Source organism: Methylobacterium sp. C33D (assembly GCF_053345825.1).
In genome coordinates this window covers 1-19,939 of record NZ_JBKFAV010000016.1, presented here as the reverse complement: position 1 = coordinate 19,939, position 19,939 = coordinate 1, and the positions used below count along the sequence as shown (strand labels likewise).

At 71.7% G+C, this 19,939-nt stretch carries 19 protein-coding genes and 1 pseudogene; 7 read left to right on the top strand and 13 right to left on the bottom strand.

Annotated elements, in window-relative coordinates; all coding sequences use genetic code 11:
- Positions 1-13: 13 nt before the first annotated feature.
- The 3 genes from ACLBXO_RS14490 to ACLBXO_RS14480 form a co-directional block, all read right to left on the bottom strand.
- The gene (locus tag ACLBXO_RS14490; RefSeq protein ID WP_447685768.1) at positions 14-907 is read right to left on the bottom strand and encodes a dihydrodipicolinate synthase family protein; all 894 of its coding nucleotides are present in this window, start codon (positions 905-907) and stop codon (positions 14-16) included.
- Between the two features lie 95 nt (positions 908-1,002).
- Complete coding sequence (locus tag ACLBXO_RS14485; RefSeq protein WP_091786357.1) at positions 1,003-1,773, bottom strand: Bax inhibitor-1/YccA family protein; 771 nt, start codon at positions 1,771-1,773, stop codon at positions 1,003-1,005.
- A gap of 422 nt (positions 1,774-2,195) precedes the next feature.
- Positions 2,196-2,783, bottom strand: coding sequence for a PAS domain-containing protein (locus tag ACLBXO_RS14480; protein WP_331313989.1), 588 nt, complete (start codon positions 2,781-2,783; stop codon positions 2,196-2,198).
- Between the two features lie 160 nt (positions 2,784-2,943).
- Here ACLBXO_RS14480 and ACLBXO_RS14475 point away from each other — a divergent pair, with 160 nt between their 5' ends.
- Complete coding sequence (locus tag ACLBXO_RS14475; protein WP_447685767.1) at positions 2,944-3,267, top strand: hypothetical protein; 324 nt, start codon at positions 2,944-2,946, stop codon at positions 3,265-3,267.
- A gap of 343 nt (positions 3,268-3,610) precedes the next feature.
- Here ACLBXO_RS14475 and ACLBXO_RS14470 read toward each other — a convergent pair whose 3' ends face one another.
- Together ACLBXO_RS14470 and ACLBXO_RS14465 are read right to left on the bottom strand one after the other, a co-directional pair.
- Complete coding sequence (locus tag ACLBXO_RS14470; RefSeq protein WP_447685766.1) at positions 3,611-6,187, bottom strand: ABC transporter permease; 2,577 nt, start codon at positions 6,185-6,187, stop codon at positions 3,611-3,613.
- Positions 6,187-6,888: an ABC transporter ATP-binding protein gene (locus ACLBXO_RS14465; protein WP_331313986.1), complete on the bottom strand. Its 702-nt coding sequence runs from the start codon at positions 6,886-6,888 to the stop codon at positions 6,187-6,189. The genes ACLBXO_RS14470 and ACLBXO_RS14465 overlap by 1 nt, the downstream gene beginning before the upstream one ends.
- 189 nt (positions 6,889-7,077) lie before the next feature.
- Here ACLBXO_RS14465 and ACLBXO_RS14460 point away from each other — a divergent pair, with 189 nt between their 5' ends.
- Together ACLBXO_RS14460 and thpR are read left to right on the top strand one after the other, a co-directional pair.
- The gene (locus tag ACLBXO_RS14460) at positions 7,078-7,677 is read left to right on the top strand and encodes an arylesterase (RefSeq protein ID WP_331313984.1); all 600 of its coding nucleotides are present in this window, start codon (positions 7,078-7,080) and stop codon (positions 7,675-7,677) included.
- Complete coding sequence (gene thpR, locus ACLBXO_RS14455) at positions 7,677-8,216, top strand: RNA 2',3'-cyclic phosphodiesterase (protein WP_447685765.1); 540 nt, start codon at positions 7,677-7,679, stop codon at positions 8,214-8,216. Before ACLBXO_RS14460 ends, thpR begins: the two co-directional genes overlap by 1 nt.
- A gap of 161 nt (positions 8,217-8,377) precedes the next feature.
- Here thpR and coaA read toward each other — a convergent pair whose 3' ends face one another.
- The 3 genes from coaA to ACLBXO_RS14440 form a co-directional block, all read right to left on the bottom strand.
- Positions 8,378-9,367, bottom strand: a complete 990-nt coding sequence (coaA, locus tag ACLBXO_RS14450) for a type I pantothenate kinase (RefSeq protein WP_331313982.1) — start codon at positions 9,365-9,367, stop codon at positions 8,378-8,380.
- Complete coding sequence (locus tag ACLBXO_RS14445; protein ID WP_447685764.1) at positions 9,364-9,687, bottom strand: phosphoribosyl-ATP diphosphatase; 324 nt, start codon at positions 9,685-9,687, stop codon at positions 9,364-9,366. Before ACLBXO_RS14445 ends, coaA begins: the two co-directional genes overlap by 4 nt.
- 124 nt (positions 9,688-9,811) lie before the next feature.
- On the bottom strand, positions 9,812-10,759 hold the full coding sequence (locus ACLBXO_RS14440) for an aspartate carbamoyltransferase catalytic subunit (RefSeq protein ID WP_447685763.1): 948 nt from the start codon (positions 10,757-10,759) through the stop codon (positions 9,812-9,814).
- A gap of 206 nt (positions 10,760-10,965) precedes the next feature.
- On the opposite strand from ACLBXO_RS14440, the gene ACLBXO_RS14435 reads away from it, so the two are divergent.
- Both ACLBXO_RS14435 and ACLBXO_RS14430 read left to right on the top strand, forming a co-directional pair.
- Complete coding sequence (locus ACLBXO_RS14435) at positions 10,966-11,829, top strand: cytochrome b/b6 domain-containing protein (protein ID WP_331313978.1); 864 nt, start codon at positions 10,966-10,968, stop codon at positions 11,827-11,829.
- Complete coding sequence (locus ACLBXO_RS14430) at positions 11,826-12,785, top strand: molybdopterin-dependent oxidoreductase (protein ID WP_331313977.1); 960 nt, start codon at positions 11,826-11,828, stop codon at positions 12,783-12,785. The genes ACLBXO_RS14435 and ACLBXO_RS14430 overlap by 4 nt, the downstream gene beginning before the upstream one ends.
- A 4-nt stretch (positions 12,786-12,789) precedes the next feature.
- On the opposite strand, the gene ACLBXO_RS14425 is transcribed toward ACLBXO_RS14430, so the two are convergent.
- Positions 12,790-13,050, bottom strand: coding sequence for a BrnA antitoxin family protein (locus tag ACLBXO_RS14425; protein WP_331314405.1), 261 nt, complete (start codon positions 13,048-13,050; stop codon positions 12,790-12,792).
- 28 nt (positions 13,051-13,078) lie between these two features.
- On the bottom strand, positions 13,079-13,351 hold the full coding sequence (locus tag ACLBXO_RS14420) for a BrnT family toxin (RefSeq protein WP_447685762.1): 273 nt from the start codon (positions 13,349-13,351) through the stop codon (positions 13,079-13,081).
- Positions 13,352-13,557: 206 nt separating this feature from the next.
- Here ACLBXO_RS14420 and topA point away from each other — a divergent pair, with 206 nt between their 5' ends.
- The gene (topA, locus tag ACLBXO_RS14415) at positions 13,558-16,242 is read left to right on the top strand and encodes a type I DNA topoisomerase (protein WP_331313974.1); all 2,685 of its coding nucleotides are present in this window, start codon (positions 13,558-13,560) and stop codon (positions 16,240-16,242) included.
- A 179-nt stretch (positions 16,243-16,421) separates the two neighbouring features.
- Here topA and ACLBXO_RS14410 read toward each other — a convergent pair whose 3' ends face one another.
- Entirely contained in the window at positions 16,422-16,610 is a 189-nt protein-coding gene (locus ACLBXO_RS14410) for a hypothetical protein (RefSeq protein WP_331303216.1), read from the bottom strand.
- Positions 16,611-16,981: 371 nt separating this feature from the next.
- Here ACLBXO_RS14410 and parE point away from each other — a divergent pair, with 371 nt between their 5' ends.
- Positions 16,982-19,042, top strand: coding sequence for a DNA topoisomerase IV subunit B (gene parE / locus ACLBXO_RS14405; RefSeq protein WP_447685761.1), 2,061 nt, complete (start codon positions 16,982-16,984; stop codon positions 19,040-19,042).
- A 66-nt stretch (positions 19,043-19,108) separates the two neighbouring features.
- On the opposite strand, the gene ACLBXO_RS14400 is transcribed toward parE, so the two are convergent.
- Complete coding sequence (locus ACLBXO_RS14400; RefSeq protein ID WP_331313969.1) at positions 19,109-19,603, bottom strand: PRC-barrel domain-containing protein; 495 nt, start codon at positions 19,601-19,603, stop codon at positions 19,109-19,111.
- Between the two features lie 214 nt (positions 19,604-19,817).
- Positions 19,818-19,939: pseudogene (locus ACLBXO_RS14395) on the bottom strand (porin family protein); the annotation flags it as partial.

Here is a 19,939-nt window from a genome sequence, read left to right as displayed (position 1 = left end):
GCGGCGCGGGCTTTCAGGACAGGGACAGGCGCCGGAACGTCGCGGCGATCTCGGCCACCACCTCCGGCGCCAGGGGCCGGATCGGCCGCGGCGGCTCGGCGCGGCACAGGCCCATCAGATCGGCCAGGGCGTAGACCACCCGCAGGCTGGAATGCGTCCGGAACAGCGTCCAGAGGGGCTCCAGCTCGGCGTCGAGGGCGCGCGCCCGCTCCGTCTCGCCCGCCGCGACGGCCCGGACGATCGCCAGGCAGGTGCGGGGGAACAGCCCGCCCGCCACGCTGAACCACGCCGCGCCGCCCGCGATCAGCGCCTCGGTCGCGTTCCAGTCGCCGCTGTAGCCGACGGGGAAGCCCGCCGGCACGGCCGCCCGCAGGGCCGCGACGCCGGACGCGGCCTGCGGAGGCTCCGGCGCCGCGCACTTGGCGGCGACGACGCCGGGCAGGCGGGCGATCCGGCCGATCAGCGCCGGCGTGAAGCGGAAATGCGTGGTCGCGGGGTTGTCGTACAGGACGAGGGGCAGGCCGCCCGCCTCCGCCACGGCGGCGAAATGCGCCTCGACCTCGGCCTCGGTGAGCGGCGTGTAGGAGACCGGGGCGAGGAGCCCGGCATCCGCGCCGGCCGCCCGCGCGTCCTGCGCGAGGCGGACGGCCTCGTCGGTGCGCAGGGCGCCGATCCCGACGAGGAGCGGCACCCGCCCGCCCAGGGCCTCGGCGGCGATCGCCACCGCCCGGCGCCGCTCCTCCCGGGTGAGATACGCGTAGGTCCCGGTGCTGCCGAGCAGGCCGATCGAGTCGACCCCGGCGGCCGCCAGCGGCGCCAGCAGCCGGCGCAGCGCGTCGGCATCGACGCGGCCGTCGGCGTCGCTCGGGGTGATCGGGAAGGCGGAGAGACCTGAGAGCGCGGGCATGGCCCGAGCCTAGCGCATCCCCGCGCGGCGGCCAGACAAAAAGAGACCCCGGCGGTCGCCCGCCGGGGTCTCCTCGTCTCGCCGTTCGGGCTGGCTCAGCGGCGGTCGCCGATCAGGCTCAGCAGGAACTGGAACATGTTGATGAAGTCGAGATAGAGCGTCAGGGCGCCGTTCACCGACATCTTGGCCGCCATCTCACCGTCGAAGCCGCCGTAGAGATACATCTCCTTGAGCTTCTGGGTGTCGTAGGCGGTCAGCCCCGCGAAGATCAGCACGCCCAGCACCGAGATGGCGAACTGGAGGGCCGACGAGGCGAAGAAGATGTTCACCAGCGACGCGAGGATGATGCCGATCAGGCCCATCATCAGGAACGAGCCCATGCCGGAGAGGCTGCGCCGGGTGGTGTAGCCCCAGAGGCTGAGCGAGCCGAAGGCCGCCGCCGTGATGAAGAACACCTGCACCACGCTGCCCCCGGTGAACACCAGGAGGAGCGAGGACATCGAGGCGCCCATCACCGCCGCGAAGGCCCAGAACATCGTCCGCGCGGAGGAGGCCGACATCCGGTCCATCCGCATGGAGAAGACGAAGATGAACGCCAGCGGGGCGAGCATCAGGACCCACTTCAGCGGGCTGAGGTAGAGCGTCTGACCGAACGGGGTCAGGATCGGGCGGGTGCCCTGGTAGGCCGCCACGGAGGCCATGTTCAGGCCGAGCGCGACGAGTCCCGAGATGCCGAGCCCGACGACCATGTTGTTGTAGACGCCGAGCATGAAGGTGCGCAGGCCCTGGTCGACCTCGACCTGGGTGCCGGCGTAGCCGGTCGGCTGCTGGGCGCCGTACCGGAAGGGGCTGTTCTCGAATGCCATGGGAGTTTCCTTGCGGAGGCTCTCTCAGCGTGGTGTTCGGGCGAGGCCCACGCAGGACCTCTGGCGCCAGGCTGGCGCCTCGGTCAGGAATATGTTGCGCGCGCCGCCGAGACACAAGTCCCCGGCCACGGTTCCGGAGCCGCTTTTCCGTGTCCGGCGGATGTATTTTTGTCCATCTGGGCCGGGATTAAAATGAATTCCGCCCCGTCGTCGGGTTGTTCGACTGACGGTTGCCGCCATCCAGGCGTTTCGATGCGCCTGCGCGAAGTCTTAACGGCTTCCTTATGCCACGCGCGCCCGCGCGCGCCCCGATTTTTCCGGAGGGGACCACCGCGGCGGTGAGTTCGAGCCTGCGCGACCTCTCCGCGGCCCGCGAGATCCGGTCTCCGGCGCGCGGGATCCGGGCCGTCCGGAGCGGTGGCTCAGTGCGTCATGCGGCGTGCGAGGGCGCGGCCGAGACCCAGCAGCATCAGCTCCGCGGCGGCCCGCACCTCCGCGGGCATGTCGTCGGTGAGCGTCTTCTTGAGCGCGACGGCGAGTTCGGCCGCCCGCTCCAGCGGGTCGCCGTCCGCCGCGGGCTTGCCGACCACGTAGCGGTCGCCGCCGTCGCGGATCTCGGTGATGTCCATCAGGATCCCGTGGGAGCGCTCCGGCTGGCCGTCCTCGTTCCGATGGGTCCGCCCGCGACTCAGGAGCCAGCGCACGGAGCCGTCCGCCTTGAACACGCGGTACTCGGCCAGGACCAGCCCGCTCGACCGGACGGCCCGGAGCATGTGGTCCATCAGCCACGTCATGTCCTCGGGATGCACCGCGGCCAGGGCCATCGGCCCGTTGATCGGACGGTCGGCGAGGTCGGGATCGCCGGTCAGCAGCCGGGCCGCGCCCGCGTCGTAGACGACCACGCCGCGGACATGGTCCCACTCCCACGCCCCCACAACGCACGAGGCTTCGAGAGCCGCGCGGAGACGGTCGGTATTCTCCCCGTAGCCATCGATGACGTTGATGCGCATGCTGGGTGGTCCCCCCGACCGCTCGAAGTCTGAATGTCTAGCTCCGTACCAATCTTCAAGCGCGATGACAAAGAGTTCACTTGCGAATACCCGTTCACCGGGGCACCCCTTGTCAGGGTTGGGAAATTATCCTCTGTCGCGAGTGGTTCGAGGGACCGACATGGATGAGAACGGGCTCGAATTCCTGCGCATGATTGCCGACCGGGAGGTGGAATCCTCGGCCGCGCGCGCGCTCAACAGGATTGCGCAGTCCCTCGATTTGCCGATCGAGGCGTTCTACGGTCCCGATAGCCGCGGATGTGGCGACCGGCGGATGAGCGAGCGGGAGACGGAGCGGCTGCTGGCGCTGGTCGGGATTCACCTGCGCCGACTCGATTCGGACGCGCGGAGGCGCTTCGGTGAGGCCGTGCTCGCGATGGTCGGCCCCGAATCGGCGCAGGCGCGCGCGCGGAGCGCGGAGCGCGCCGACCGCGACGATCCGTGAGCGCGTGTACCGTCGCCCGGAGGCGCCTCTCCTTCGGACCGGCGGCGCCTATGCCCGGCCCGGGCCCGCTCGAGCGGCTGCCGGTCGCCGCGCCGGCCGGCAGCCGGCGTCCCGAGGTCGGGGACGACACGGCGTTCGCCGATCGCGGCGGTCTCGATCGCCCGATCGCGCGTCTCCCGCCCGGTGCGGCGAAGCCGTTCCCGAGGCCCGTGGCCATCCGGGCCCCCTCCCCCGGAACGTGCCAGCGCCGCGGCCCGGGGCTCGGTCACCGCGCGATCGACGCTCTCCCCGGCCCGGATCGCGATCCAGGCCCTGCGGCCCGACGATCCCGCGCCGGCGCGACTCAGATCTGACGAAGGTACGGCGCTGGCTTCTGTCCCAGGATCCGCCAAGTGCCTGCGAGCCCGAGGAGGATCGCCAGCGCCACCGCGGCCACGGCCGCGACCAGCGCCCCCGACAGGTCGAGGCGGAAGTCGAGGTGCATGACCTTGGCGACGATCACCCAGCCGGCGAGCGTCCCGGCCAGGAGGCCGAACACGGCCGTGGCGAGGCCGAGCGCGGCGTATTCGAGGGCGTAGGCGGCGAGCAGCCGTGCCCGGCTCGCCCCCAGCACCTTGAGCACGACGGCGTCGTAGAGCCGCGCCCGGTGCCCGGCCGCGATGGCGCCCGCCAGCACGAAGAGGCTCGCCAGAACCGCCACGGCGCTCGCCCCGCGGATCGCCAGGACCAGCCGGCCGACGAGGTCGCCGATCGCGTCCAGCGCGTCCTTCACCCGGACGGCGCTCACCGAGGGGAAGGTCTTGGCGACGTCGCGCAGGATGCGGTTCTCGGCGGCCGCGTCGGTGCCGCCGGGCAGCGTCAGGGTGGCGAGGTCGGAATGCGGGGCGCCCCGGAAGGTGCCCGGCGAGAACACCATCACGAAGTTGATGCCGAGGTTGCGCCACTCCACCCGGCGCAGGTTGAAGATCGTCGCGGTGAGGTCGCGGCCGAGGACGTTCACCGTCACGGTGTCGCCGAGCTTCAAGCCGAGTTGGCGGGCGAGGTCGGCCTCGAAGGAGACCAGCGGCTTGGCGCCCTGCTCGGCGCTCCACCACGCGCCCTCGGTGAGGCTGGAGCCGTCCGGCACCGTGTCGGCGTAGGTGATGCCCCGGTCGCCGTCGAGCACCCAGGCGGCGTCCTCCGGGGGGCGGATCTTGCTCGCCGGCACGCCGTTCAGGGCGACGATCCGGCCGCGCATCATCGGCACGTCCTCGACCTTGCCGTTCGGTGCGGATCGGGCCAGGAAGTCCCGGAACTGGGCGGCGTCCCGGGAGGGGATGTCCAGGAAGAAGAGATTGGGCGCCCGGGCCGGCAGGGTCGCGCTGATCGTGCGGCGGACATTGGCGTCGATCAGGCTGAGCGTCACGAGGAGCGTCACGCCGAGCCCCAGCGACAGGACGATGGCGGGCGTCAGCGCGCCCGGGCGGTGCAGGTTGGCGAGCGCCATCCGGGGCGCGGGCCGGCTCGGGTGCGGAAGCCGGCGGGCGAGCGCCATCAGGCCGAGCGCCACCAGATGCAGCAGGCCGAACGCGATGGCCGCGGCGGCGATGAAGATCAGCGCCACGCGCCGGTCGAAGGCCGTGGCCACCGACAGGCCGACCAGGGCCGCGAGGCTGACGGCGAGCCAGATCCGGTAGCGCCAGCGCGGGCGGACGCGGGCCGGGTCGACCGTGTCGCGGAACAGTCCCGAGACCGGCACGTCGTGGGCGCGGCCGAGCGGCGTGATCGCGAAGGCTAAGGCGGTGATCAGCCCGTAGGCGGCGGCGAGCGCCAGCTCGCCCGGGGCGAGCGTCGGGTTCAGCGGCAGCGGCAGGTCGGCGGAGAAGAGGGCATCGAGGAGGAAGGGCAGGCTCGCGCCGACCGCGAGACCGATGAGGGTGCCGAGGCCGGCGATCAGCATCACCTGCGTCAGGTACAGGGCGACCACCTGCGAGCCCGGCGCGCCGACGCTCTTGAGGGTCGCGATCGAGGGGCGCTTGCGCTCGACGAAGGCGTGGACGGCGTTGCCGACCCCGACGCCGCCGACGATCAGCGCGGTGAGCCCCACCAGGGTCAGGAACTGCGTGAAGCGCTCGATGCTCTTGGCGAAGCGCGGGTCGGCGTTGGTCCGCGAGCGGATCTCCCAGCCGGCCTCCGGGGTCGCGGCGCGGATCCGGGCCTGCGCGGCGTCGAGGTCGGCGTCCGGCGTGCCGGGCGGCAGGATCAGGCGGTAGCTCCAGCGGTTGAGGCTGCCGGGCTGGACGAGGCCGGTGGCGCGCAGCGTCGGCTCGGAGACCATCAGCCGCGGCCCGAAGCCGATGCCGCCCGCGATCTTGTCGGGCTCCGACACGATGGTGCCGCGGATCGCGATCGGGTGCCCGGCCAGGGTGAGACGATCGCCGACCTTGACGTCGAGGCGGGTGAGCAGGGCCGGGTCGGCGAGCGCCCCCGGCACCCCGTCGCGCGCCGCCAGCAGGTCGGCGAGGCGGCCCGGCGGGTCGGTGGCGAGGTCGCCCGCGGCCGGGTAGGTGGCGGGATCGACGGCCTTCAGCTCGACCAGGGCCGCGTCGCCGCTGCCCGCCACCGCCATGGCGCGCAGGGAGGCGACCACGTCGAGTCGGCCTTCCCGCGCCAGCGCCTGCCGCTCCGCGTCGGTCGCCTCGCGGTTGATGAGGTTGTAGGCGAGGTCGCCCCCGAGGATCCGGCGGCCTTCCCGGCCGAGCCCGTCCGAGAGCGAGCGCGAGATCGACGCCACGCCCGCGATGGCCATGACCCCCAGCGCGATGCAGGCGAGGAACACCGCGAAGCCGTCGAGCCCGGCCCGCAACTCGCGGAGCGCGAGGCGCAGGGTCAGCGGGATCCGGCGGGGCGCGGGGCCGGGGCGGGTGATCGTGCCGTGCATCAGGCGCTCACCGCCTCCTCGATCCGCCCCGAGCGCAGGCGCACGGTGCGGTCGCACAGGCGGGCGAGGCCGTTGTCGTGGGTGACGAGCACCAGCGTCGCGCCGCGGTCGCGCTTCAGCCGGAACAGCAGGTCGACGATCTGGCGGCCGGTGGCCTCGTCGAGGTTGCCGGTGGGCTCGTCGGCGACCAGGATCGCCGGGTCGGGCGCCACGGCCCGGGCGATGGCGACGCGCTGCTGCTCGCCGCCCGAGAGCTGCGCCGGGTAATGGTGCAGCCGGTGCCCGAGGCCGACCGCCTCCAGCTCGGCGCGGGCCCGCTCCAGGGCGCCGGGCCGGTCGGCGAGTTCGAGCGGCAGCGCCACGTTCTCCAGCGCCGTCATGGTCGGCACGAGGTGGAAGGCCTGGAACACGATGCCGATCCGCCGGCCGCGGAACCGGGCGAGCGCGTCCTCGTCGAGGCGGACGAGGTCGGTGTCCTCGATCACGACGCCGCCGGAATCGGGCCGCTCCAGCCCGGCCATGACCATCAGCAGCGTCGACTTGCCTGAGCCGGACGGCCCGACGAGCCCCACCGCCTCGCCCCGGTCGACGGTGAGCGAGATCCCGCGCAGGACGTGGACCCGGGCGGCGCCGCGCCCGAGGCTGAGGTCGATGTTCGACAGCGCGATCGCGGGCGCGCGCGACACCTTGCCTTGGCTCACGGGGCGGCCGATCTGTGGGCGATGACGAGCATGGCGCGCGAGGTCCTCACGTGGGGTCGATCCTGGCTGTACCGGCCGCGGGTGCACCGCGATATGGGTTCCGCATTGGGGCCGCGCCATGACGGGCGCGGCGTGTTCCGGCGCACGGCCCTGTATGCCGCAGCGCTAGCGCTCCTGGTGGTCCCTTTCATGACAGCATCGCGGGCGGCCCCGGGCGGGCCGGTCAAGCTCGTGGCCCTCGGCGACAGCCTGACCGCCGGCTACCGCCTCCCCGCCGACGCCGCTTTCCCCACCGTGCTGGAGCGCCTGCTCAAGGCCAGGGGCGCGGACGTGACGGTCGCCAATGCCGGCGTCTCCGGCGACACCGCCACGGGCGGGCTCGACCGCGTCGACTGGTCGGTCCCGGACGGGACCGCCGGCGTGATCCTCGAGCTCGGCGCCAACGACATGCTGCGCGGCACCGACCCGAAGGTCACCGAGGGCGCGCTCTCGGCGATCATCGAGCGGCTGAAGGCGCGGGGCATCCCGGTCCTGCTCGCCGGCATGGAGGCCGCGCCCAATCTCGGGCCCGACTACAAGGCCCGGTTCGACGCGATCTACCCGGCGCTGGCCAAGCGCTACGGCCTGACCCTCTACCCGTTCTTCCTCGACGGGATCATCGGCGACCGGGCGCAGCACCTCGACGACATGATCCACCCGAACCGGCAGGGCGTGGAGACCATCGCGGCGCGCATGCTGCCGACGGTGGAGACTTTCCTGGGAGGCCTCCGGCAGGGGGCGTCGCGGTAGTGCCGCGCCTGTTCACCGGGCTCGCCGTGCCGCCGGCGGTCGCCGAGGCGTTGAAGGCGTTCCAGGGCGGGCTGCCCGGCGCCCGCTGGATCGAGCCCGGCGACTTCCACGTGACTCTGCGCTTCCTCGGCGACGTCGCGGCGGCGACGGCCGACGACGTCGTGGAGGCGCTCGCCGAGATGCGGGCGCGCCCGGCCCTGACGGTGACGCTCGACGGCCTCGGGGTCTTCGGCGGCGACAGGCCCCGGGCGCTCTACGCCTCGGTGGTGGCCGATCCGGCGCTGATGGATCTGCAGGCCGAGCAGGAGCTGCTGGTTCGCCGGGCCGGGGTGGAGCCGGAGCGTCGGAAGTTCACGCCGCACGTCACGCTGGCCCGGCTTCGGCGCGACGCGACCCCGGAGGCGGCCGCGATGTATCTCTCGCAGGCGCCGGTCTTCGCGCCGCTGACCTACACTGCGGACCGGGTGACGCTGTTCTCGGCGCGGGACTCGACCGGGGGCGGGCCGTACGTGGCGGAGGCGGAGTTCCCGTTCGCGTGAGGCGCCCGGGCTCGGTCGTTCACGTCCTCGCGAAGGCAGCGAAGCGACCAGGGTCGGCGACATGCCTCCGAACGTCGCGCTGCCCTGGGTCACTTCGCCTCGCCCGTGATGACGCGGGTCCGGTCTTCGGGCGAGCGGTCACGCGATCGTCTCGCAGCGCTCTACAGCCGCCGCAATGCCACGCTCTCGATCCGGTGGCTCGCCCCCTTGGTCAGGATCAGGCTCGCCCGCTGGCGCGTCGGCAGGATGTTCTCGCGCAGGTTCGGCAGGTTGATCGTGGTCCAGAGCCGGTCGGCGATGTCGAGCGCCTCGCTCTCGGCGATCTCGGCGTATTTCCGGAAGTACGAGCGCGGATCGCGGAACGCCGTCTGGCGCAGCTTCATGAAGCGCGTGACGTACCAGCGGTGCAGGTCGTCCTCGTGGCCGTCGAGATAGATCGAGAAGTCGAAGAAGTCGGACACGAACGGGATCGCGGTCCCGTCCCGGGGCAGGCGGGCGGGCTGGAGGACGTTGAGGCCCTCGACGATCAGGATGTCGGGGCTCTCCACCACCCGCTCCTCCCCGGGCACCCGGTCGTAGACGAGGTGCGAGTAGAGCGGCGCGGTCACGCGCTTGTGGCCGGCCTTCACGTCGTGGAGGAAGCGCAGCAGCGCGGCGGTGTCGTAGCTCTCCGGGAATCCCTTCCGCTCCATCAGGCCGTTGGCGGCGAGTTCGGCGTTCGGCAGCAGGAAGCCGTCAGTGGTGACGAGGTCGACCTTCGGGGTGTTGGGCCAGCGCGCCAGCAGGGCGGTCAGGATGCGGGCGGTGGTCGACTTGCCCACCGCCACCGATCCGGCCAGCCCGATGATGTACGGCGCCTTGGTCTCGCGCTCGGCCATGAGGAAGCGCTGCGTCGCCTTGAACAGGCCCTGCGTCGCCGCGACGTAGAGGGCGAGCAGGCGCGACAGGGGCAGGTAGATCGCCACCACCTCCTCGACCGAGATCGGGTCGTTGATCGATTGCAGCCGCTCGAGATCCTCCTGGTTGAGGGTGAGCGGCGTGTCGGCGCGCAGCTGCGCCCATTCCTCGCGGCTGAAGCGGCGATAGGGCGAGAGCCCGGCCGACGCGTCGAGGATCGCCTCGACCGAGCCCGGCAGCGCGGCCGCGTTCACGCGTGGCGCCTCGCGGCCTTCTCGGCGATGCCGCTCTGGGCGGTGCGGCGCTCCAGCTCGGCCATCACGTCGGCGAGATCCACGCCGCCGGCCCGGAGCAGCACCACGAGGTGGTAGAGCACGTCCGCGGCCTCGTTGCGCAGGCCGGTCCTGTCGCCCTGAACGGCCGCGATCGCCGCCTCCACCGCCTCCTCGCCGAGCTTCTTGGCCGCCTTGGCGGGACCCTCGGACAGGAGCTTGGCGGTGTAGGAGGTCGCGGGATCGGTCCCGGCGCGGCTCGCCACGAGGGCGGCGAGGTCGGCGAGCGTGTAGGCGGTCATGAAGCGATCTGCATGTTACGACGGCCCCTTATACAGAACAGGGCCGGATTTCGGCAGGAAACTGCGCTACGGCCGCCCCGCGAGCAAGCCGGGCGGGTGAAGGCCGCCCGGCTTTGTCCGGGTCTCACCCGTTCGGCAGGTGCCGCGCCAGCGCCTCGAGCACGGCCATGCGCACGGCCACGCCCATCTCGACCTGCTCGCGGATCAGCGACTGCGCGCCGTCGGCGATCTCGGAGGAGATCTCGACGCCCCGGTTCATCGGGCCCGGATGCATCACCAGGGCGTCGGGCTTGGCGAGCGCCAGCTTCTCGCCGTCGAGGCCGAAATAGCGGAAATACTCCTTCACGGAGGGGACGAACGAGCCGTTCATGCGCTCGCGCTGGAGGCGCAGCATCATGATGATGTCGCAGCCGACGAGGCCCTTGCGCATGTCCGTGAAGGTCTCGACACCGAAGCGCTCGATGCCGGCGGGCAGCAGCGTCGAGGGCGCGATCAGGCGGACCCGCGCGCCCATCGCCTGCAGCAGGATGATGTTGGAGCGCGCCACCCGCGAGTGCAGGACGTCGCCGCAGATCGCCACCTGCAGGCCCTCGATCCGGCCCTTGTTGCGGCGGATCGTGAGCGCGTCGAGCAGCGCCTGGGTCGGGTGCTCGTGGGCGCCGTCGCCGGCATTGACCACCGCGCAGTCGACCTTGCGGGCGAGGAGGTGGACGGCGCCGGCCGATTCGTGGCGGACCACGATGATGTCGGGCCGCATGGCGTTGAGCGTCGCGGCGGTGTCGATCAGGGTCTCGCCCTTCTTCACCGAGGACGAGGCCACCGACATGTTCATCACGTCGGCGCCGAGCCGCTTGCCGGCGAGCTCGAAGGACGACTGCGTCCGCGTCGAGGGCTCGAAGAACAGGTTGATCTGCGTGCGGCCCCGCAGGGTCGTGCGCTTCTTCTCCACCTGCCGCGAGATGTCGACGGCGGATTCGGCGGCGTCGAGCAGAACCTCGATGTCGGGCCGGGTCAGGCCCTCGATGCCGAGGAGGTGCCGGTGCGGGAAGGCCGGGGGCGCGGACGTCGTCATGATGAGGCCCGGGTGTAGGTGCGGCGGGCCCGGGGGGCAAGGCTGTTCGGCGTTCATCCCGGTCCAGTCATGATCGTCGCTCCGTCAGGGGCTGCGGCCTTTTTCCCGGCGGATGGTAACCGAGGGGCCCTGCCCCACGTATTCGGCCGAACGGTCGGAAAGCGGACGCTTCCCGGCCCCGCGCCGCACGCCCGGGATCCAGACGCTTGGCCGCCTCCCCTGCCCTCGAAGCCCCCGAGACCGTCGACCGTCAGGGGCGCCGCTGGTTCTACCGCCACCCGCTGGTCATCCGGCTGGCGCACTGGATTAACGCCGCGGTGCTGCTGGTGCTGCTGATGAGCGGCCTGCAGATCTTCAACGCCCATCCGGCCCTCTACTGGGGCGCGGTCTCGACCTTCGACAACCCGGCGCTCGCCATCACCAGCGAGCAGGGAAGCGACGGTGCGAATCGCGGCGTGGTGACGGTCGGCGCCCGCACCCTCGACACCACCGGGGTGCTCGGCCTGTCGAAGGAGGGGGGTACCGAGGTGGAGCGCGCCTTCCCGGCCTGGGCGACGCTGCCGGCCAACCAGGACCTCGCCACGGGGCGGCGCTGGCACTTCCTGTTCGCGTGGCTCCTGGTGATCAACGGCGCGGTCTACCTGCTCTACGGGCTGTTCTCGGGCCAGCTCCGCCGCCGCCTGATCCCCGACGGCGACCAGATCCGCGACTTCGGCGGCTCCGTGAAGGAGCACCTGCTCCTGCGCTTCCCCGAGGGCACCGAGGCCAAGCGCTACAACGTCATCCAGAAGCTGACCTACCTCGTCCTGATCCTCGGCCTGCTGCCCGCCATGGTGCTGGCCGGCCTCGCCATGTCGCCCGGGATGGATGCCGCCTGGCCGTGGCTGACCGAGCTGTTCGGCGGCCGGCAATCGGCGCGCAGCGTCCACTTCATCGCCGCCGGCCTGATCGTGCTGTTCGTGGTGGTCCACGTGCTGCTCGTCATCGTGTCCGGGCTCGTCAACAACATGCGCGGCATGATCACCGGCTGGTTCAGCCTCGGCCGTCCCGAGAAGGAGCCGGCCCGATGATCCTCCACCGCCGCAAGCTCCTCACCGCGGGTGCCGGCCTGATGGGCACCGCGCTGCTGGGCGGCTGCGACCGGTTCGCCGGGACCGGGACGGGGCAGCGCACCCTCCAGGTCGGCGAGGATGCGAACCAGTACGTCCAGCGCCTGCTGATGTCGCCCGCGACCCTGGCCCGGGAATTCCCGGCCTCGATGATCTCGCCCTGGTTTAAGCCGAACGGCACGATCGACCCGCCGGACCGCGCCTACCGGGCGCTGGCGGCGCAGAATTTCTCGGACTTCAGGCTCTCCGTGGACGGACTCGTGCAGACGCCCCTGTCGCTCAGTCTCGCGGACCTGCGCGCCCTGCCGGCGCGCACCCAGATCACCCGCCACGATTGCGTCGAGGGCTGGAGCTGCATCGGGCAGTGGAGCGGCGTGCCGCTCGCCGAGCTGCTGAAGAAGGCCGGGCTGAAGCCGCAGGCGCGCTACGCGGTGTTCCACTGCGCCGACACGCTGGAGTTCGAGGCCGGCCCCAAGGGCGGGGGCAAGGGCCGCGCCCAGGGGGCGTCCCTGTGGCGCCCGAGCCATCCGGGCGCGGTGCGCGAGGCCTATATCCAGCTCGCCGCCGCCGACGATTGGGGCGGCCCGGCGACCGCCACCGACGCCCCCAAGGACGATTGGGGCCAGGGCAGCCCCGCCCCGGAGCCGGAGCCGGCGGGGATCCCGATCCGCTACTACGAGAGCATCGACCTCTACGACGCCGTCAACCCGCAGACGATGCTGGCCTACGATCTCAACGGCAAGCCGCTGCCGGTCTCGAACGGCGCGCCCCTGCGCCTGCGGGTCGAGCGCCAGCTCGGCTACAAGCAGGCCAAGTACGTGATGCGGGTGGAGATGGTGGAGTCGCTCAGAGGCATCGGCCAGGGCAGCGGCGGCTACTGGGAGGATCGCGGCTACGAGTGGTATGCGGGGATCTGAGCGCTCAGCGAGATTGCGTCGCGCGCTCGCGCTCGATCGCCTCCATCAACACGGTGTTGATGCGGGCCTGCCAACCCGGACCCTGGGCGCGGAAATAGGAGACGATCTCCGGCAGGAGATGGATCGCGACCACCTCGTCGGACCGGCCGGTCGGACCACGCGGCAAGAAGCGGTCGCCGACATAAAAATCGGCGCGGGCGAGCATCGCGTCCGTCAGCTCGGGAACCTCGTCGTACTCTTCCGGCGTGATCGTGTGCGCGTCCACCTTCGCCAAGTCGCTCTTGATCGCGGCGTCAGCGGATGAGCGGTGCGTAGCGCTTCTGCTCTCTGACATTGGCCTTCCTCATCGAGAAAACGTGACGGTCCTGCCCGCGCGGCGTCCAGATTATGATCGTCATGCGGCCAGCCAGGAAGCCCGCGGTGACGATGCGGCATTCGCCGTAATGCTGGCGGACACCCTCGAAGGTGACCACTGGGCCAGCGAACCCGAGAGCCGCGTCCTCGAAATCGAGTCCCCGTTCCGCCAGGGTTCGATCACGCTTCGCGGGATCGTATGTGATCGCCATCGCACACGACTCAGATAAGCCTCGTGTGCGGCTTACGCCGGCTCCCTCGAGCAAGGCTTGCCGCGCCGGCGCCATTTGACAACCCGCCGCCCGTGACCCACTTGTGCCCGGCGCGCGGCCCCGGCCCGACGGCGGGCATACGTCCCACGCGAATCTCGAACAGAATTCGTCCGTCGCGCCCAGGCCCCGTCAGGGCAGAGGTCTGAATGAAAGTCGTCGTCGTCGAGTCGCCGGCCAAAGCCAAGACGATCAATAAGTATCTCGGCCGCGACTATGAAGTCATCGCCTCCTTCGGGCACATCCGCGACCTGCCGCCCAAGGACGGCTCGGTGGATCCCGAGCAGGATTTCCACATGGTCTGGGAGCTCGCCGACCGCGGGGCGAGCCGCGTCTCGGAGATCGCCAAGGCGGTCAAGGGCGCCGACAAGCTGATCCTCGCCACCGACCCGGACCGCGAGGGCGAGGCGATTTCCTGGCACGTGCTGGAGGCGCTCACCGCCCGCAAGGCGCTCAAGGGCATCCCGGTCGAGCGCGTGACCTTCAACGCCATCACCAAGGCGTCGGTCGAGCAGGCGATGCGCAAGCCGCGCGAGATCGACCAGGCGCTGGTCGACGCCTACCTGGCGCGCCGCGCACTCGACTACCTCGTCGGCTTCAACCTCTCGCCGGTCCTGTGGCGCAAGCTCCCGGGCGCCCGCTCGGCGGGGCGCGTGCAGTCCGTGGCGCTCCGCCTCGTCGTCGAGCGCGAGATGGAGATCGAGCGGTTCAAGCCGCGCGAGTACTGGACGCTCATCGCGACCCTGACGACCGCCGACGGCGCGACCTTCGAGGCCCGGCTCGTGGGCGCCGACGGCAAGCGCATCCAGCGCCTCGACGTCGGCACGGGCGACGAGGCGGCCGCCTTCAAGCGCGACCTCGAGCTCGCGACTTTCCAGGTGGCGAGCGTCGAGGCCAAGCCCGCCAAGCGCCACCCGCAGCCGCCGTTCACGACCTCGACCCTCCAGCAGGAGGCGTCCCGCAAGCTCGGGATGGCGCCGGCCCAGACCATGCGGGTCGCCCAGCGGCTCTACGAGGGCGTCGACATCGGCGGCGAGACGGTCGGCATCATCACCTACATGCGGACCGACGGCGTCGACATGGCGCCGGAGGCGATCCAGGACGCCCGCCGGGTGATCGGCAAGGAGTTCGGCGACCGCTACGTGCCGGACGTGCCGCGCAAGTACAGCGTCAAGGCCAAGAACGCCCAGGAGGCCCACGAGGCGGTGCGCCCCACCGACATGGGCCGCCTGCCCAAGACGGTGGCGCGCCACCTCGAGCCCGAGCAGGCCCGGCTCTACGAGCTGATCTGGACCCGCACCATGGCGAGCCAGATGGAATCGGCCGAGCTTGAGCGGACCACCGTGGACGTCACCGCCAAGGTCGGGCCGCGGACCATCGACCTGCGCGCCACCGGCCAGGTGGTGAAGTTCGACGGCTTCCTGACCCTCTACCAGGAGGGCAAGGACGACGAGGAGGACGAGGAGAGCCGCCGCCTGCCGCCCATGAAGGCCGGTGACCCGCTCACCCGCGAGCGGATCAGCGCGACCCAGCACTTCACCGAGCCGCCGCCGCGCTACTCCGAGGCGAGCCTCGTGAAGCGCATGGAGGAGCTCGGCATCGGCCGCCCGTCGACCTATGCCGCGGTTCTCCAGACCTTGCGGGATCGCGAATACGTCAAGATCGAGAAAAAGCGGCTGCAGCCGGAGGACAAGGGGCGGCTCGTCACGGGCTTCCTCGAGAGCTTCTTCCGGCGCTACGTCGAGTACGATTTCACCGCCGGCCTCGAGGAGCAGCTCGACCGGGTCTCCAACGCCGAGATCGACTGGCGGGCGGTGCTGCGCGACTTCTGGCGCGACTTCTCCGCGGCGATCGGCGAGACCAAGGAGCTGCGCGTCGCCGACGTGCTGGAGGCGCTGAACGGCCTCCTCGGGCCGCACATCTTCCCCGACAAGGGCGACGGCTCGAACCCGCGCACCTGCCCGACCTGCGGCTCGGGCCAGCTGTCGCTGAAGCTCGGCAAGTTCGGCGCCTTCATCGGCTGCTCGAACTACCCGGAGTGCAAGTACACCCGGCAGCTCTCGGCGTCGGGCGTCGACGGCGACGGCGACGGCTCCTCGGCCGAGGGCGGCCAGCCGGGCGTGCGGGTGCTGGGCGACGATCCCGCGACCGGCCTGCCGGTGACGCTGCGCGACGGCCGCTTCGGTCCGTTCCTGCAGCTCGGCGAGGCCTCCGCCGAGAAGGGCGCCGAGAAGCCGAAGCGCTCGTCGCTGCCCAAGGGGCTGAGCCCCTCGGACGTGGATCTCAACAAGGCGCTGGCCCTGCTGGCGCTGCCGCGCGAGGTGGCCCGCCACCCCGAGACCGGCGAGCCGATCCTGGCCAATCTCGGCCGGTTCGGGCCCTACGTGCAGCACGGGAAGACCTACGCCAATCTCGGCAAGGACGACGACGTGCTGGAGATCGGGGCCAACCGCGCCATCGACCTGATCGTCGCCAAGGAGCAGGGCGGCGGACGCGGCCGCCCGGCCGCCGATCCCGGCCGGCCGCTCGGCAAGGACGAGGCCAGCGGCCGCGACCTCGTGGTCAAGGCCGGCAAGTACGGGCCCTACGTCACCGACGGCGAGGTCAACGCCACGCTGCCGAAGACGATGAGCGCCGAGGCGCTGACGCTGGAGGAGGCGGTCGCCCTGGTGAACGCCAAGCGCGCCGCGGGCGGCGGCAAGCCGGCGAAGCGCGGGGCGGTCCGGAAGGGCTCGGCGCGGGCCGCGAGCGGCGACAAGCCGGCGGCGAAGAAGACCGCCGCGAAGAAGCCTGCGGCCAAGAAGGCGGCGGCGAAGACGTCGAGCGCGGGCTGACGGGCCGGCGGGCGCGGCCCCTAGGGGACCGGCCCGTCCGCGCGCGCGGAGCGAGGCAATCCGCGGCAGCCCGGAGCTATCGGGCGTGGCGCCTAACGGGTTGCTTCGCGCCGCTCGCGAAGGGGCGGGTGAGGCGGCGTCGCCACTCTCTCACCGCGGAGCGCGGTCAGCGATCGGGATCAGACCAGGTAGGTGATCGTCGCCGCGACCGCAGTCGCGAAGGTCGCCAAGGTGATCGTCGTGGCATTGACCAGCGCCCGCCCGGCCGGCACGACGGCCGCGTCGTCATCGCAGCCGAAGGCGGCGCCGGCCGCGTGCTCGAATCGGATCAGCGTGAGGCGGCGGGCCTCGATCGCGGCGTCGCTCATGGACTGCGGCTCCCTGACCACGGTCAAGATTTATCTCCGCCACCAACGTCGATCGTCCCGTTCTGTTCCGGTCCTCCCGTGTGGAAGCCGGGCGCGCGGGCCGCGAGAAAGCCTTAACCCATCGTTGTGCAACGTCGTGATGACGGCCCGGCGCGCGGAACCGTGACCCGGCACGGCCGCGGCCCTCGCTCGCGGCGGCGCAGCATGCGATGATGCGGCCGCCTCGCCGCAGGGCGAACGGCTTTGATGTTTCTGTTTTGTTCCGCTATCATGCGGGGATGAAGGCGCATGCTCCACGACCCGAGACCCGTCCCAAGGCCCGTCTGCGCGATCCCGAGCCGGCCGACGCGCCGCGCGCGCGGAGGCCGCGCGTGAGCGACCCGGCGCGGGACCTGTTCGGGCCGGGCGGCAAGGGCGCCGCGGCCCGCCCACCCGAGCCGCGGCGGCGCCTGGACGCCTCGGCCTCCGTGGCGACGCTCGCGGCCGCCGAGCCGGAGGGCGGCTACACCGCCTCCGACATCGAGGTGCTGGAGGGGCTGGAGCCCGTGCGGCGCCGGCCCGGCATGTATATCGGCGGCACCGACGAGCGGGCGCTGCACCACCTGTTCGCCGAGGTGATCGACAACTCGATGGACGAGGCGGTCGCCGGCCATGCCAGCTTCATCGAGGTGGAGCTGGAGGAGACCGGCGCCCTCGTCGTCACCGACAACGGCCGCGGCATCCCGGTCGACCCGCACCCGAAATTCCCCGGCAAGTCGGCGCTCGAGGTCATCATGACCACGCTGCACGCCGGCGGTAAGTTCGACTCGAAGGTCTACGAGACCTCGGGCGGCCTGCACGGCGTCGGCATCTCGGTGGTGAACGCGCTCTCCGACCTGCTGGAGGTCGAGGTGGCGCGCAACCAGACGCTCTACCGGCAGACGTTCTCGCGCGGTCACGCGCAGGGCGCGCTGGAACTGGTCGGGCGGGTGCAGAACCGGCGCGGGACCCGGGTCCGGTTCCACCCGGACGCCCAGATCTTCGGTTCGCTGAAGTTCGACCCGCGCCGCCTGTTCAAGATGGCGCGCTCGAAGGCCTACCTGTTCGGCGGCGTCGAGATCCGCTGGCGCTGCGCCCCCGCCCTCCTCGAGGGGCTGGAGGGCGTGCCGGCCGAGGCGGTCCACCGCTTCCCCGACGGGCTGCGCGACTATCTCGCCCGCGACATCGACGGCAAGGAACTCGTCACCGACGCGATGTTCTCCGGCAAGATCACCAAGCCGGGCTCGCACGGCTCGCTCGAATGGGCGGTGGCCTGGATGGTCGCCGAGGACGGGATCTCGCACTCCTACTGCAACACGATCCCGACCCCCGAGGGCGGCACCCACGAGGCCGGCCTGCGCGTCGCCCTGCTTCGGGGCCTGCGCGAGCACGCCGAGCGGGTGAACCAAGCCAAGCGCATGAACGCGGTGACCACCGACGACGTCATGGCGACCTGCGCGTCGATGCTCTCGGTGTTCATCCGCGAGCCCGAGTTCCAGGGCCAGACCAAGGACAAGCTCGCCACCGTGGAGGCGCAGCGCATCGTCGAGACGGCGGTGCGCGACGCCTTCGACCACTGGCTGGCCGCCTCCCCGGCCCAGGCCAACAAGCTGCTCGACTGGGTGATCGACCGGGCCGAGGAGCGCCTGCGCCGCCGGCAAGAGAAGGAGGTCGCCCGCAAGAGCGCGACCCGCAAGCTGCGCCTGCCCGGCAAGCTCGCCGACTGCTCGGCGGCCGGGACCGCGGGTTCCGAGATCTTCATCGTCGAGGGCGATTCCGCGGGCGGTTCGGCCAAGCAGGCCCGGGACCGGGCGACTCAGGCGATCCTGCCGCTGCGCGGCAAGATCCTCAACGTCGCCTCGGCGTCCCGGGACAAGCTCGGCGCCAACCAGCTGATCTCGGATCTCACCCTGGCGCTCGGCTGCGGCACCGGCTCGGCGTTCCGCGAGACGGACCTGCGCTACGAGAAGGTGATCATCATGACGGACGCCGACGTCGACGGCGCCCACATCGCCTCGCTGCTGATCACGTTCTTCTACCGCCAGATGCCGAGGCTGATCGACCGCGGCCACCTCTACCTCGCGATCCCGCCGCTCTACCGTCTGCAGCAGGGCTCGAAGGTCGCGTATGCCCGGGACGACGCGGATCGCGAGCGCATCGTCAAGACGGTGTTCAAGGGCGGCAAGGTCGAGATCGGGCGGTTCAAGGGCCTCGGCGAGATGATGCCGGCCCAGCTCAAGGAGACCACCATGGACCCGAAGAAGCGCACGCTCCTGCGCGTCGCGGTCCTGGACGAGGCCCGGGAATCGACCGGCGACACGGTCGAGCGCCTGATGGGCAACAAGCCCGAGGCGCGCTTCGCCTTCATCAGCGAGCGCGCGGCCTTCGCCGAGGGCGCCGACCTCGACATCTGACCCTGTCGACCGGCGCGGCCGCGCCGGTCGATGGGGCCGCTCGCGAGGACGGGCCTCGGTCGCGGCTCATCGGGGCGGCGCGATCACCTTGGCCGGGTCGAAGGGCTGGGCGGCCGCCACCGTGTCCTTGCCCATGTTGAGGACCGCCGAGAACCGGTCGCCGCCGGGCCGCAGCACCAGGGCGCCCGGCTCGACCGCGATCAGCTTGCTGCCGAGGCCGAGGAAGCCGCCGACGTCGATCACGACGGCCTTGAGTGTCCCGCCGTCGGTGATCAGCAGATCCTCGATCTTGCCGACGCTGTCGCCCGCGGCGTTGCGCACCGTCACGCCGATCATCTTCGTGGTCAGGAAGGTGACGGGCTTGAGCCCCTGACGCTTGGCGGCGTCCTCGGCGCTCGCCGCCTCCATCAGCCGCCCCACCCCGTTGCCGTCCGTCGAGGTGCCCGGCCCCGTGCCCGGCAGGATCGTGTCCTTGCCGATGACGCTGGCGTCCTGCGCGGCGGCCGGCGCGCCCGCCAGGCCGAGGGCGGCCAGCGACAGGAGAAGGAAACGGCTTCGCATGGCTGATCGCTCCTGCGCCCGGTCCCTGCGTGGAAGGCCCCGCCCGGGTGCCTGCGGGGCGCCGCGGTCTCAATCGCGGGCGGGACGCGCGGTTCCGGCTCTCCCTGTCGCACCCGCCCGGCCGGCCCGCGGCCCCGAAACGCGAAAGGGCCCGGCCATGCGGCCGGGCCCTTCCCGTGCGCGGAGCCGGCAGAGCCGGCTCCGGCGTTCGATCTCAGTATGAGCCGAACTTGTAGTTGAGGCCTGCGCGGACGACGGCGAACTCTGTCTTGGCGGCGGCGCCGTTGAGGTAGGCGGTGCCGTTCGGGGGCAGGAGGTTGCCGTAGAAGACGCCGC

Coding starts and splice junctions, on each gene's coding strand:
- ACLBXO_RS14485 (WP_091786357.1), bottom strand. CDS start 1,773: ATGGCATTCGAGAACAGCCCCTTCCGGTACGGCGCCCAGCAGCCGACC.
- ACLBXO_RS14490 (WP_447685768.1), bottom strand. CDS start 907: ATGCCCGCGCTCTCAGGTCTCTCCGCCTTCCCGATCACCCCGAGCGAC.
- ACLBXO_RS14480 (WP_331313989.1), bottom strand. CDS start 2,783: ATGCGCATCAACGTCATCGATGGCTACGGGGAGAATACCGACCGTCTC.
- ACLBXO_RS14440 (WP_447685763.1), bottom strand. CDS start 10,759: ATGACGACGTCCGCGCCCCCGGCCTTCCCGCACCGGCACCTCCTCGGC.
- ACLBXO_RS14420 (WP_447685762.1), bottom strand. CDS start 13,351: ATGGCGATCACATACGATCCCGCGAAGCGTGATCGAACCCTGGCGGAA.
- ACLBXO_RS14475 (WP_447685767.1), top strand. CDS start 2,944: ATGGATGAGAACGGGCTCGAATTCCTGCGCATGATTGCCGACCGGGAG.
- ACLBXO_RS14470 (WP_447685766.1), bottom strand. CDS start 6,187: ATGCACGGCACGATCACCCGCCCCGGCCCCGCGCCCCGCCGGATCCCG.
- ACLBXO_RS14460 (WP_331313984.1), top strand. CDS start 7,078: ATGACAGCATCGCGGGCGGCCCCGGGCGGGCCGGTCAAGCTCGTGGCC.
- ACLBXO_RS14445 (WP_447685764.1), bottom strand. CDS start 9,687: ATGACCGCCTACACGCTCGCCGACCTCGCCGCCCTCGTGGCGAGCCGC.
- topA (WP_331313974.1), top strand. CDS start 13,558: ATGAAAGTCGTCGTCGTCGAGTCGCCGGCCAAAGCCAAGACGATCAAT.
- ACLBXO_RS14400 (WP_331313969.1), bottom strand. CDS start 19,603: ATGCGAAGCCGTTTCCTTCTCCTGTCGCTGGCCGCCCTCGGCCTGGCG.
- ACLBXO_RS14410 (WP_331303216.1), bottom strand. CDS start 16,610: ATGAGCGACGCCGCGATCGAGGCCCGCCGCCTCACGCTGATCCGATTC.
- ACLBXO_RS14430 (WP_331313977.1), top strand. CDS start 11,826: ATGATCCTCCACCGCCGCAAGCTCCTCACCGCGGGTGCCGGCCTGATG.